Here is a 13,306-nt window from a genome sequence, read left to right as displayed (position 1 = left end):
TTCAAATCACCCGATACTGAGGAGTAATCAGATCTAATCCTTGCATATAGGGACGAAGCGCGTCAGGGATAACAACCGTGCCATTTTCCTGCTGATAATTTTCAAGAATGGCAACTGCAGTGCGGCCAATCGCCAACCCAGAACCGTTTAAGGTATGGACAAAACCGATTTTTCCGGTTTTAGTTCGATAACGAATATTTGCCCGTCGAGCCTGGAAGTCTTCGAAATTACTGCAGGAAGATATTTCGCGGTAAGTTTTTTGTGATGGAATCCATACTTCGATATCATAGGTTTTCGCTGAGGAAAAACCCAAATCACCACTACAAAGAGTGACTACTCGATAAGGAAGTTGGAGAATTTGAAGTACTCCTTCCGCATCAGACAATAGCTTTTCCAGTTCATCGTATGATGTCTCAGGAGCAACAAATTTAACTAACTCAACTTTATTGAATTGATGTTGTCGAATGAGACCACGAACATCTTTTCCATAAGAACCGGCTTCCCTTCTAAAACAAGCCGTATAAGCAGTATAGTAAAGGGGAAGAATTTCATCGGGCAGAATTTCTTCAGCATGATAATTGGTCACAGGTACTTCGGCAGTTGGTATCAAATAAAGATCATCCTGGCATTTATAGAGTTCATCAGCAAATTTGGGAAGTTGACCGGTTCCGGTCATGGATTTCGGGTTCACCAGAAAAGGAGGGAAAATCTCTTGATATCCATGCCGCTGGGTATGGAGGTCAAGCATAAAATTCATAATTGCTCTTTCTAAACGGGCTCCTAAGCCCTTGAGAACCGTAAAACGTGAAGCGGCAATCTTAGATCCTCTTTCGAAATCAAGGATGTCCAATCCTTCTCCAATATCCCAATGAGGACGTGGCTCAAAATCGAATTCTCGGGGATTACCCCAGTTTTTAACTACTTGGTTACTACTTTCATCCTGCCCGATTGGAACTGTTTCATGAGGTATATTCGGTATCCATAACTGTTTTTCTCTCCATTCTTCTTCAGCCGCTTTCAGTTTGTCATCAATAATTTTGATTTGTTCAGCAATATTTTGAACATTTTTCATTAAATCATCGGTATCTTTCCCTTCTTTTTTCAGAAAACCGATTTTCTTGGATTCCTCATTTCTTTTCTGTTTTAAAAGATCAGCTTCCTGTTGTAATGATCGACGTTGGTTATCTAAATAAAAAAGTTCATCCAAATCAAACTCGGCGTTTCGATTTTTTAGGGCAGTTAGTATTATTTCACGATTATCTCGTATCCATTTCCAATCTAACATAATTGTCGCTCCTTTATTGATAATTATCTATCCCTTCATGACAGCGATTGGCTGAGCGTAAACAACACGATGTGCTAAACCCGCTTTTTCCACCACATCAACCACTTCTCCAACATCTTTATAAGCTGCTGGGATTTCTTCACGAAGGGTGGCGTTGCTCTCAGCCATCACCAGTACTCCTTTTTCTTCTAATTCATTAGCTATATTTCTTCCCCTTGCTGATTTATCAGCTTCTGACCGGCTCATTATCCGTCCAGCACCGTGGCAAGCTGTACCAAAAGATTCCTCCATTGCCCGCGCCGTTCCACACAAAATAAAAGACCCGGTTCCCATGTCTCCAGGGATGAGAACTGGTTGACCCACTGAGCAGTATTTTTCCGGAAGATCTCTCTGCCCTGGTCCAAATGAACGAGTTGCCCCTTTCCGGTGAACACAAAGTTTCAGAGTCTTCCCGTTAACCCGATGTTGTTCAATTTTTGCAATATTATGCGCAACGTCATACAGCACTCCCATTCCCAAATCTTGGGCAGATCGATGAAATACTTTCTCAAAGGATTCTCGAACCCAATGAGTAATCAGTTGACGATTTGCCCAGGCAAAATTAGCAGCGCATGCCATAGCGGAAAAATATTGTTGTCCTTCGATTGATTGAAAAGGAGCACAGGCTAATTGGCGGTCAGGAAGATAAATGTTATATTTTCTCATAGCATTTTGCATTACCCGTAAATGATCGGTACAAACCTGATGGCCAAATCCTCGCGATCCAGTATGAATCATAATTAAAATTTGATCGGGATATAACCCAAAAACCTTGGCTATCTGAGGATCAAAAATTTGTTTTACCGTTTCTATTTCAAGGAAGTGGTTTCCGGAACCCAGGGTACCTAATTGACTCTTGCCACGTTCGAAGGCTTTTTCACTGACAGCTGTCGTATCAGCTCCCGACATGGCTCCCTGTTCTTCAATCATCAATTTGTCTTCATCCCAACCAAAACCTCTTTGAATAATTGCTTTGGCTCCGTCACCAAGTATTTTTTTAAGTTCAGGCTGAGTAAATTTAATTTTTCCTTCCGATCCTACCCCTGAAGGAACAGAATGAAACAGGGTGCTTAATAAATCCCTTTTTTTAGGGATACATTCATCAGAACTTAGCGTAGTCTTGATCACTCTCACACCACAATTAATATCAAATCCTACGCCACCGGGAGAAATCACTCCTTCATCGACGTGAGTCGCCCCGACACCACCAATTGGAAAACCATATCCCCAATGGATATCTGGCATGGCTAATGAATGTCCCACAATTCCGGGAAGGCAAGCCACATTCGCTACTTGCTCCGGAGCCTGATCTTTTCTAATTTCACCAATCATTCGTTCATTGGCAAAAATCAAACCATCAGTCAGCATCCCCTTTTTGTACTCTCGAGGGATCAACCAGCGCCAATCATCTATCTTTTTTAAAGGACCATTCCAAATATTTGACATAGTAATACCCTTAACCTTAAATATTCTATTTTTATCCTAGTAAAAATGCAGCAAATTATTAGAATTCTTACTCTGTCGTTCGTCTTATCTGATATAGCGAAAGATTCTGCAGGTTGGCAAGCATAAAATAGTCCAACTTTTTAATAAAACGGTAAATTTCGGAAAAATGTGCTAAATATCAAGATAAAATTGTGCCCGCCATAAATCTGGTTTTTGTTCTTCCACTCTAGCTTCATAATAAGTACAGGCTTTTACTGAATGCTTTAAAGGGTACTTTGCCGAATTATACGTTTCACCCTTAACCTTGGCTTTTACAAAATATTGTCCAATTTCTGTTATCTGAAATTCACATAAGAATACCTGTTCAACATCAAATAAATAAAGGAGCTCGTTGAGCCAAGTAACCAACAAATCCTCATAATCATTTCCATCAACCGATACTGTTGTTTCAAAGGTGAGTTTATAACATGGATTCTCTGCAATAAGATAAAACAATCCCTGGGCAGAGTGAGCAAAGACTTCCTCCAGACTTTTACCCCAAGCAACAATACCAATATCAGCGGTATGATTAAGTACCTCGTAGGATTTCATTAAAGAAAAATAAACCCCTTTCCCACGAATTTTTTATACTTTCAAAAAAATATACACCTTAACACTAAGATTTGTTAATCAAACTAGACTTGCGTCTTTGACTTTTTTACTTTTAAAAACCTTTTTTTCAGAAGTAAAACAATTCAAATTTCTGAATCAGTAGATATTCTACTGATAATAGATTCCCATGCCACTGTGTAGCATCCTATGATTATGAAAATCCTGATTCGACATGCCATGGCATGTCGCTACATTAAAAATTTGATTATCGAGGCTAGATTCATCAAGCCCGTGGATTTTCAATATAGACCCTCATGTCACTTTGCAGTACCAGTTAAGGATGATAATAGTTATCTAAATCCGTCATTGCGAGGAGCTTAGCGACGTGGCAATCTCATCAACCCGCTCCGTCATTGCGAGGAGCTTAGCGACGTGGCAATCTCATCAACCCGCTCCGTCATTGCGAGGAGTCTTACCGTTTTTTGGTTAGACGACGTGGCAATCTCATCCTTTAAAGTATTTGAGATCCTCACGCCCTCACAAAGCGAGGGCTCAGGATGACACCATCGGTGTCAGATGAGATCCTCACGGCTTCGAAAAACGAAGCCTCAGGGTGACGCCGCCGGCGTCGGATGAGATTCTCACACGAAAAAGCACCGTTAAGGATGACATCAAATTATCAATAATTTGTTCCTATACTTACAGGATAGGCTGGTATTTAAATACCAATTGGACCCCCTTCTTCTGGTTTAAACATTTGCCGAAGTTTCCGAATCATGATATCAGTCGCATTGATAAAAGCTTCTTCAGTCGATCCTCCTATATGAGGGGTACAGATTAAATTATCCAGACATATTAGTTCTTTATCGCTTGGAGGCTCGGTTTCAAAAACGTCCAAGGCTGCTCCGGCCAGATGACCATTTGCCAATGCCTGCATCAGAGCCTTGTGATCAATTACTTTCCCTCGAGAAGTGTTAATCAAATAGGATCCTTTCTTCATTATTTGAATGGCTTCTGCTGATATCATTCCCTTAGTTTCATCGCTCATGATAACGTGGAGCGAAACAATATCACTCACCGATAGTAAATCTTCAAGGCGAACCGCCCGCTTTACTTCAGAATTTGCAAATTGTTCTTCAGGAATATAGGGATCATAAGCAACAACCTGGGCATTCATAGCTTTCACTATAGCAGCAACTCTCCGACCTATGCCTCCAAATCCAATAATTCCCCAGACCTTTCCTTCCACAGTCCGACCGGTATATTTACTTTTTGCCCAGTCTCCGGATTTCAAAAGACTACAGGTGGTAAAAGCATACCTCAACAAGCTAATTGCTAAACCTATCGTCAGTTCGGAAACACTGGCAGCAGAAGCTTCAGGAGTGTTGATTACTTTCACTCCTTTATTTTTACAGGCTTCCTTGTCGATATTGTCGGTACCAACCCCAGGTCGAGCAACAACTTTTAAGGCTGGTGCGTTATGAATAATATTTGCGGTTACTTTTGGCTTTGAACGAACCACAAAAACCTGTTTATCTTGAATTTCTTGAATGATCTCATTTTCATCATCTGATTTTAGAATTGTAACTGGCCCGATCGCCTCACTTAGCCTTTTTGCCATATCCTCCGGTACTCCAGCAGCACACAAAACTCGAATTTCTTCACTCATGCTCATAAACCTCCCACGCTTTTTTAAGAGCTGCTTCGGTATTTAATGCTTTCCCTTGGGACTTAAATGCTCGCCCCAAAGTGATCAGGGTATTTGAAATATCAAAGGCATCGACGTATCCTAAATGGCCAACCCGAATGATTTTCCCTTTCAACTGGCCTTGGCCACCAGCAATGACTATTCCATTGTTACGGAAAAATCCGGAAATTTTTCCTGCTTCTATTCCCTCGGGTAGCATTATCGAAGTGACTGCTGGCGAAGCAATTTTCTCATCTTTAACCATTAACTCTAAACCAAGCGCTTCTACGCCGGTACGAAACATTTTGGATAATTGCAGATGACGCTTAAAAACGTTTTCCAAGCCTTCTTGCTTAATCATGTTCAAAGCTTCATTCAAACCAAATAGCAAAGTTACTGCCGGGGTATAAGGATTTTCTGGGCTCGCCTTTTTAAGCGATTTTAATGCATTGGCTAAATCCCAGTAGTATCTTGGACACTTTGCTTCCTGATTGTATTCCCATCCTTTTTTACTAACACTAAAGAAACATAAGCCAGGAGGTGTCATCAAAGCCTTTTGTGATGCGGTAATAACGACGTCAATTCCCCATAAATCAGTTTTACAATCAATCGCCACTAATGAACTCACCGCATCTACTAAATACAGAACGTTATGTTTTTTACAAACTTCACCAATTGACTTTAGATCTGAGTATACTCCGGTGGATGTTTCGTTGTGGGTAATAAAAACACCTTTTACACCCTTCCCGGCTTCACTACTAAGGAGGAGATCGATGTCCTGAGCCGTCACTGCTTTCCCCCACTCACCTCCTAAGCGAATGGGTTGCAATCCAAATATTTCAGCAATTTTTGCCCATCGACTTCCAAATTCTCCAATAATCCCAAAAGCAACTTTATCGCCAGGAGAAAAGAAATTTACTATAGCTCCTTCCATGGCTCCGGTTCCTGCTCCGGGGAAGACTAAAACGTCATTCTGGGTTTGGAATACGTACTGCAGTTTTTCGGTAATATCCTTCAAAAGAGCTCCAAAAGCTGGAACTCGGTGGTGAATGATCTCCTGTGCCATTGCCAAAGAGACTTGTGATGGAACTTGGGTTGGTCCTGGAGTCATTAAAAAAGACGATTTCATAATCTTACCTCCTTATTCAGCTCGAATTAGGTAATATGACAATAAATAAAAACAAAAAAAGCCCTCACCCATAGGGGCGAGAGCCTACTCGCGGTGCCACCCTTTTCAGTGGAATACCACCCTCAATACCTTAACGCATTTTGCGGTGAGAATTTCTATTCTTCCCACGGCTCCAGGGTGGATTCAAGGAACAAAAACACCGGTTTGCATCAACCACCGGTTTTCTGATGTTTCTCCTTCCCTTTACTGCTCCCCTTCATTGCCATTTTCTCTATTTACTTTTGCCGATAATATAGCACACGCAGTTGAAAAGTCAATAGAAAATTTACTTCCTTAAATTATTCTAAGGAATTGCCATTTATAAATTCTTTTTAAAATGACTATATGATTTTTTTGATACTGAATAATTAATAATATTATCTATTCTTTTTCACTTTATTCTTATACCAATTAACATCCAATTCCTTAACCGCCCTCGCCTCATCCAAACGCCTTATTGGAGTATTAAACGGAGCATTTTTTAGCATATCTGGATTTTTCACAGCCTCTATTGCTATTTCATTCATCACTTTAGCAAATTGATCAAGTGTTTCCTTGTTCTCCGTTTCGGTTGGTTCAATCATCATCGCCTCTTCAACAATAAGAGGAAAATAAATTGTTGGAGGGTGATATCCATAATCTAATAATCTCTTAGCTATATCTAAGGCTCTTACTCCGTGCGATTTTTGTCTTTTTCCAGATATGACAAATTCGTGTTTACAAGTCTTGTTAAAGGGGAGATGGTAGTTTTTTTCGAGTAAACGCATCAGGTAATTTGCATTGAGTACCGCTGTTTCGCTTACTTCACGAAGACCCTGAGCTCCAAGGGATCTGATATAAGCATAGGCTTTCACCAATACCAAAAAATTTCCATACAACGATTTGACTTTCCCAATGCTTTTGGGATAATCATAGTTTAAGTAATAATTATTGTTTTTCACGTCAACCAGGGGTATAGGCAAAAAATCTGCTAGCTCTTTAGTTACTGCAATTGGACCTGATCCAGGTCCTCCACCCCCGTGAGGAGTTGAAAAGGTTTTGTGAAGGTTAAAATGAACAATGTCAAATCCCATATCACCTGGACGGGTAATTCCAAGATTGGCGTTCATGTTGGCACCATCATAGTACAATAAGCCACCAACATTATGGACTATCTCGGCAATTTTTAAAATGTCCCCCTCAAAAAGTCCGAGTGTATTAGGGTTGGTTAATATCAAACCGGCAGTTTGTGATCCTGTAACTTTCCGTAAGCTCTCAATATCAACCATACCTCTTGAATTAGATTTTACCTCTACTACTTTATACCCGCACATTGATGCGCTTGCTGGATTCGTTCCATGAGATGAATCAGGTATAATAATTTCTCGCCTTTCCTGATTTTCTCCTCGATCGGTATGAAAATTCTTTATAATCAACATTCCAGTAAATTCTCCATGAGCTCCAGCGGCTGGTTGTAATGTCGCACGATAGAGACCGGCAATTTCACATAAATACCTTTCCAATTCATACATAAGCTGTAAAGCGCCCTGGACGGATTCTTCCATCTGGTAAGGATGAATACTGGTAAAACCAGAAAATTTCGCCACATCTTCATTAATCTTAGGATTGTACTTCATGGTACAAGAACCCAAAGGATAAAAGCCAACATCTACACCATAATTAAGTCGTGACAACTGGGTAAAATGTCGAATGACTTCATTCTCAGTCAACTCAGGAAGATCAGCCGGTTTTTTCCGAAGAAATCGATCTGGAATAAGCTCATTAATTTTTTCTAAAGGAACATCGCACTGAGGATATTCATAAGCTCGACGATTTGGTGAGCTCATTTCAAATATCAAAGGTACTTCATTGACATTATTCATGGTAATTCTCCAATGTTTGAACCAAAGTATCAATTTCTTTTTTTGTACGCGCTTCGGTTACACACAATAACATACTGGGACCGAGTTCTGGATAATGCCTTTTGAGATCTAATCCGCCAATAATGCCTTTCTCTAAAAGCACTTTATTTATTTCTTCAGGTGAATCTGGAGTTTGAATTGGAAATTCATGAAAAAATGGTTGGGTAAACAAAGGGGAATACCCTTTAATACTTGTAATTTTTCGATAAGCATAATGCGCTTTTTGTAAACATAAATTGGCAACTTCTTGCAAGCCCTTCTTCCCCACCAAACAAAGGAAAACCGTTGTTGCCAAGGCATTAAGCGCTTGATTTGAACAGATGTTAGAACTGGCTCGCTGGCGACGGATGTGCTGTTCTCTGGTTTGTAACGTAAGAACAAATCCTCTTTTTCCTTCAATATCCTTGGTTGCTCCTACAATCCGTCCTGGTATTTGACGAATAAATCGTTCCCGTGACGCGAAAAAACCTAAAAACGGACCTCCAAAAGCCACTGGGTTTCCAAGCCCTTGACCCTCTCCAACAGTTATATCCGCACCATAATAACCTGGTGCTTCTAAGATACCCAAAGAGATTGGATTTACACAAACAATAAATAAGGCTCCAATTTTCTGGGTTAAATAAGCTACCTCTTTTACTTCTTCCAAAAAACCAAAAAAATTGGGTTGCTGTATTAAAACACAGGCAGTTTCTTCGTTTATATTGTCCTTTAAATAATTTAAATCTGTTTGTCCTTTATCATGAGGGATTTGGATGGCTTCCATACCACGGTTCTCAAGATAGAGCTGGGTCACCATTCGATATTCCGGATGAATTGTCGTTGACAGGAGTGTTTTCTTCCGCTTGGTAGCTTCACAAGCCAAAACAGCAGCTTCAGCCAGAGCTGTGGCTCCATCATACAGAGAGGCATTCGCTACATCCATTCCAGTTAAACCACAAATCAGACTTTGATATTCATATATAGCTTGCAAAATCCCTTGGCTGATCTCCGGTTGGTAGGGTGTATAAGCAGTATAAAATTCTGAACGACTGAGAATGTGCTGGACAGCACTGGGAATTATATGGTTATAAGCACCGGCACCCAAAAAAGAAGGATACTGTTCAAGATTATTATTCTTTTCAGCTAAACTTTTAAGAGATTTGAACAGCTCATATTCGGTTTGAGCGAATGGTAAGTTTAATTCTCCTTGAAGGCGGACTCTGGCTGGAATATCATCAAAAAGTTCCTCTATGGATTGTAACCCTATCCTTTTTAACATATCTTTCCGATCTTGTTCGGTTGTTGGGATATATCGCAATCTCTACCACCTGCTTAAAATAAAATTATTTTGGTTCATTTTCGATGAGGGATTGGTATTCGGTTGCCCTTATCAACTTATCAATCTCCTCTTTTTGGATGATCTCGAGGGAAAAAATCCATCCTTCTCCATACGGGTCTTTATTGATCAATTCTGGCTGATCTTCAAGTTTTTTATTCACTTCTAATATTGTTCCTGATACTGGTGCATAGATATCTGATACCGCTTTCACTGACTCTAAAACAGCAATTCCATCACCAGCTTTAACTTCCATTCCCGGTTCAGGGAGTTCAACAAAAACGACTTCGACCAGCTGCTCCTGAGCATAATATGTCACGCCCACCATAGCATGATTTCCTTCCACCTTAATCCATTCATGACTTTTTGTATAATAGCGGTCTTCAGGATACATCATTTTTCCTCCATAAGTGTTCTTTCTATTTTTTAATTTTTGGAGAAACAAAAGGTCCCTCGATAATTTCAGCTCTCACTTTTTTTTCACGAATCAACAATTCAACAATTGTTCCTGGTTTTGCTAAGGATGGACTTACATAACCCATCCCAATATTCTTCTTTAAACTCGGAGAAAAGGTACCACTGGTCACCATACCAACACTTTCTTCATGGTAAACAATTGGATATCCCTGGCGAGGAATTCCCCGATCGATGACAATAAAACCAACGAGACATTTCTTTATCCCGGTTCTTTTTTGTTCAAGTAGCGATTCTTTCCCAATGAATTGGTGATTAAATTTTACAACCCATTCTAAATTTGCCTCCAAAGGGGTCGTTTCGTCATCTATATCATTCCCGTACAGCGGGTACCTCATTTCCAACCTTAGGGTATCTCTTGCTCCTAGTCCAATTGGAATAAGTTTAACTTGTTTTACTCTGGCAGTTTCCTCCAAAGAGTTCCAGGTTTTTATCGCCTGTTCCCAGGGAATGTATAGTTCAAAACCATCTTCTCCTGTGTATCCAGTACGTGAAATAATGGTCCCTGGACCAAAAGCATTGGTTTCCAAAAAGCTATAATATTTCAACTTTAAAACAGCTGGTTCTAATTTCGCTACAATTTTTTCTGATTCTGGACCCTGAATGGCTATTAAAGCTTTTGAATCAGTTAGATTTTCAACTTGAGCAGTTCCCTTTAGGTGGGATTTTATCCATTCATAATCCTTCGTTGTATTGGCTGCATTTACAACTAAGAAAAATTCATCTTCTAATCTATATGCCAATATGTCGTCTATTATCCCGCCATTAGGTCGGCAAAGCAGTGAATATTGAATTCGACCTGGCAATAATCTTGCTGGGTCATTGGTTGTTAATTGAGCTAATTCTAACTCACAATTCTTCCCAAAAATCCGTAGCTCCCCCATATGGGTTAAGTCAAAAATACCAGCTTTAGTACGAACTGCCTCATGTTCATAGGTGATTGTTTTGTAAAATAAAGGCATCTCCCATCCAGCAAAAGGAACCATCTTGGCTCCTAGTGCCAAATGGTTATTATACAAAGGTGTATGCTTTGTCAATTATAATTCCTCCATCCTTAACCAATACTACATTATGTAGAATTTTATCTATAAATTTTTAAATCAATATACGATTTAAAGGAGGAGTTAATAGATTGAATCTTCTCCAAGAAACTTATGGAATTGCAGTAATCACAAAAAAGTCGTGCTACCTATTCTATATATTTTCATAGCGTTCATAACTAACCACTGAGTCTTTATTGGCTAATAAATAAGTTCTGCATTGGGGTTTAATTTAGAAATAACTCTTTTCCACGATTTCAAATTAGTCTACTCTCCATTTAATACTGATAATGCCGCGTTAATATCAGCTTTAAAACCAGAATCATTAAGACACTGACCAAGAGCACTTATTAATAAAGCAATGTTCTTCTTTTGACAAGTGTATCCCATTAAACCAATTCGCCATATTTTACCTTTAAGATTCCTAAGACCCCCACCTATTTCAATTGAGTATTGTGTTAACAATTTCCCACGAATATCCAAATCAGAAATATCTTCTGGGATTAAAACTGAAGTAAGCATTGGAGCACGATAATTTTTCTCAACAAGCAACTTCAAACCAAGGGCTTCCAGAGCGTTTTGAAGGAGATTGCTAAGCTTTGAGTGTCTCTCGAATCGGGCTTCTAATCCTTCTTCCTCAACAATTTTCAAAGCTTCCCACAAAGCATAGTTCATCGTAATTGGTGCTGTATGGTGATAGAAACGTTCTCCGGTTTCCCAGTATTTTCTCAACATACTTACATCAAAATACCAGCTAATAATAGGATTTTTTCTATTATTTACCGCTTCAACTGCTTTTTCATTAAAGGAGACAGGTGCTAATCCTGGTGGACAACTCAAACACTTTTGAGTACCACTATAAGTTATATCGATTCCCCATTGATCGAGATTGACTTCAGTCCCTCCTAAGGAAGTTACTGTGTCAACTAAAAAGAGAGAGTTATAATTATGAACGATATAACTGATTTCTTCTAATGGTTGCAAGGCTCCAGTAGAAGTTTCCGCATGGACAATTCCTACCATTTTTATTGGCGCATGTTTGGAAATGAAGTTTTTTACTTCATCAGGACTGAAAACTTTCCCCCATTCAATTTCTAAAACCTTTACTTCTGCACCATATCTCTTGGCAATATCAGCCATCCGCTCACCAAAAACACCATTCACTAAAATTACTACTCGGTCACCGGGTTCAATAATATTAGCTAAGGCTGCTTCCATACCACCACTCCCTGTTGCTGAAATTGGGAAGGTAAGCGGGTTTTCTGTTTTAAATACTTTTCTTAAAAGGATCATATTTTCATCCATTAACTTTAGAAATTCTGGATCAAGGTGTCCCATAATTGGCCTCGTCATTGCTGCGTTCACTCGAGGATCAATGTTACTAGGCCCTGGTCCCATTAGAGTCCGTTCTAAAAATTTAACTTTTGATGTTTCCATTTTATATGCCTCCGGTTTGCCTTTTTATTAAGATGTTTTTCTGTTTTGTGCTTTAATTTCATTAATATAAACTTTTTGAATTAATACCTGCTTTTAATTAAATATGAAGACTAATTGAAATTTTCCTCGAGATAACCAAGCTCATAAGAAATCTTTAAAGCATAATTTTTTATAGTATTTGTTAATTCATTTAGTTTTTCCAAAGTAATTCTATTAGCTGGACCAGAAACACTAATCGCTGCAACAATTCTTCCCGTATGATCACGGACTGGTGCAGCAACACATCTTGCACCCAACTCGCACTCTTCTTTGTCGAAAGCATAGCCTTGTTTTTTTACTCGATCTAACTCATCAAGAAATGTGTTTAAATCAGTTATGGAATTTGGGGTAAGTTTTGGCATACCTTTTTCCTTAAGTATCTTAATTACATCGTGTCTCGCCATTTCAGATAAAAGAACTTTACCGACACCTGTTACACTCAGTGGAGCTCTTTGACCAATTAATGAAAAATACCTCACTGATGAATGGCTTTCAGCTTTCTCAATGTAGACAGCTTCGTTACCATCTAAGACAACCAGATTTGCTGTTTCACCTGTTTTTTCCATGAGTTCTTTTAAAATTTCTTTCGCTATATCTCTTATGTTTAGATTCTCAAGGACACTTCTTGATAGATGCAATATTTTTAATCCTAAATAATAATTTCCATTTTTTACGTTCTGTACAACATAACCTAACTGAATTAAACTTGATAGAATACGGTGGATCGTACTTGGAGGTAGCTGGAGGTTCTTTGCCAAAGTGGTTAATGACGCTTCTCCATGTTCTCTAGCAATTTCTTCTAAAACAAGAAAACTTTTTTCTAAAGATTTAATTGAATGTTTTTGGATCTTTTGATCAAACATCATATATACTAATCATCCTTA

At 39.0% G+C, this 13,306-nt stretch carries 11 protein-coding genes and 1 other annotated feature; all 11 genes read right to left on the bottom strand.

Translation table 11 applies throughout. The features are described from left to right. Position 1: 1 nt before the first annotated feature. Entirely contained in the window at positions 2–1,285 is a 1,284-nt protein-coding gene (gene serS, locus RT761_RS05755; protein WP_218113117.1) for a serine--tRNA ligase, read from the bottom strand. Positions 1,286–1,312: 27 nt separating this feature from the next. Continuing rightward, the gene (locus RT761_RS05750; RefSeq protein ID WP_218113116.1) at positions 1,313–2,770 is read right to left on the bottom strand and encodes an RtcB family protein; all 1,458 of its coding nucleotides are present in this window, start codon (positions 2,768–2,770) and stop codon (positions 1,313–1,315) included. Between the two features lie 171 nt (positions 2,771–2,941). Further along, positions 2,942–3,361 (bottom strand): archease, encoded by a 420-nt coding sequence (locus tag RT761_RS05745; protein ID WP_218113115.1) that lies wholly within the window; start codon positions 3,359–3,361, stop codon positions 2,942–2,944. A 718-nt stretch (positions 3,362–4,079) separates the two neighbouring features. After that, complete coding sequence (locus RT761_RS05740; RefSeq protein WP_218113114.1) at positions 4,080–5,030, bottom strand: NAD(P)-dependent oxidoreductase; 951 nt, start codon at positions 5,028–5,030, stop codon at positions 4,080–4,082. Next, on the bottom strand, positions 5,023–6,177 hold the full coding sequence (locus RT761_RS05735; protein WP_218113113.1) for a pyridoxal-phosphate-dependent aminotransferase family protein: 1,155 nt from the start codon (positions 6,175–6,177) through the stop codon (positions 5,023–5,025). Before RT761_RS05735 ends, RT761_RS05740 begins: the two co-directional genes overlap by 8 nt. 69 nt (positions 6,178–6,246) lie before the next feature. Continuing rightward, positions 6,247–6,446: a binding site (T-box leader), on the bottom strand. A 147-nt stretch (positions 6,447–6,593) separates the two neighbouring features. Beyond that, on the bottom strand, positions 6,594–8,078 hold the full coding sequence (gene gcvPB, locus RT761_RS05730; protein WP_218113112.1) for an aminomethyl-transferring glycine dehydrogenase subunit GcvPB: 1,485 nt from the start codon (positions 8,076–8,078) through the stop codon (positions 6,594–6,596). Continuing rightward, a complete protein-coding gene (gcvPA, locus tag RT761_RS05725; RefSeq protein ID WP_246465246.1) occupies positions 8,071–9,414 on the bottom strand; it encodes an aminomethyl-transferring glycine dehydrogenase subunit GcvPA in 1,344 nt (447 codons plus the stop codon). The genes gcvPB and gcvPA overlap by 8 nt, the downstream gene beginning before the upstream one ends. A gap of 25 nt (positions 9,415–9,439) precedes the next feature. Beyond that, entirely contained in the window at positions 9,440–9,829 is a 390-nt protein-coding gene (gcvH, locus tag RT761_RS05720) for a glycine cleavage system protein GcvH (RefSeq protein ID WP_218113111.1), read from the bottom strand. Between the two features lie 22 nt (positions 9,830–9,851). Further along, on the bottom strand, positions 9,852–10,943 hold the full coding sequence (gene gcvT / locus RT761_RS05715; RefSeq protein WP_218113110.1) for a glycine cleavage system aminomethyltransferase GcvT: 1,092 nt from the start codon (positions 10,941–10,943) through the stop codon (positions 9,852–9,854). A 270-nt stretch (positions 10,944–11,213) separates the two neighbouring features. Continuing rightward, on the bottom strand, positions 11,214–12,383 hold the full coding sequence (locus tag RT761_RS05710) for a pyridoxal-phosphate-dependent aminotransferase family protein (protein ID WP_218113109.1): 1,170 nt from the start codon (positions 12,381–12,383) through the stop codon (positions 11,214–11,216). Positions 12,384–12,493: 110 nt separating this feature from the next. Beyond that, entirely contained in the window at positions 12,494–13,288 is a 795-nt protein-coding gene (locus RT761_RS05705; RefSeq protein ID WP_218113108.1) for an IclR family transcriptional regulator, read from the bottom strand. Between the last annotated feature and the right edge of the window lie 18 nt (positions 13,289–13,306).

The organism is Atribacter laminatus, from assembly GCF_015775515.1.
Classification (GTDB): domain Bacteria; phylum Atribacterota; class Atribacteria; order Atribacterales; family Atribacteraceae; genus Atribacter; species Atribacter laminatus.
Note: the sequence above shows the minus strand (reverse complement) of the source record. Positions and strands in the feature narration are given on the sequence as shown.

Excerpts from the sequence above, each read along its gene's own strand:
- serS (WP_218113117.1), bottom strand. The coding sequence starts at position 1,285 with ATGTTAGATTGGAAATGGATACGAGATAATCGTGAAATAATACTAACT.
- RT761_RS05750 (WP_218113116.1), bottom strand. The coding sequence starts at position 2,770 with ATGTCAAATATTTGGAATGGTCCTTTAAAAAAGATAGATGATTGGCGC.
- RT761_RS05745 (WP_218113115.1), bottom strand. The coding sequence starts at position 3,361 with ATGAAATCCTACGAGGTACTTAATCATACCGCTGATATTGGTATTGTT.
- RT761_RS05740 (WP_218113114.1), bottom strand. The coding sequence starts at position 5,030 with ATGAGTGAAGAAATTCGAGTTTTGTGTGCTGCTGGAGTACCGGAGGAT.
- RT761_RS05735 (WP_218113113.1), bottom strand. The coding sequence starts at position 6,177 with ATGAAATCGTCTTTTTTAATGACTCCAGGACCAACCCAAGTTCCATCA.
- gcvPB (WP_218113112.1), bottom strand. The coding sequence starts at position 8,078 with ATGAATAATGTCAATGAAGTACCTTTGATATTTGAAATGAGCTCACCA.
- gcvH (WP_218113111.1), bottom strand. The coding sequence starts at position 9,829 with ATGATGTATCCTGAAGACCGCTATTATACAAAAAGTCATGAATGGATT.
- RT761_RS05710 (WP_218113109.1), bottom strand. The coding sequence starts at position 12,383 with ATGGAAACATCAAAAGTTAAATTTTTAGAACGGACTCTAATGGGACCA.
- RT761_RS05705 (WP_218113108.1), bottom strand. The coding sequence starts at position 13,288 with ATGATGTTTGATCAAAAGATCCAAAAACATTCAATTAAATCTTTAGAA.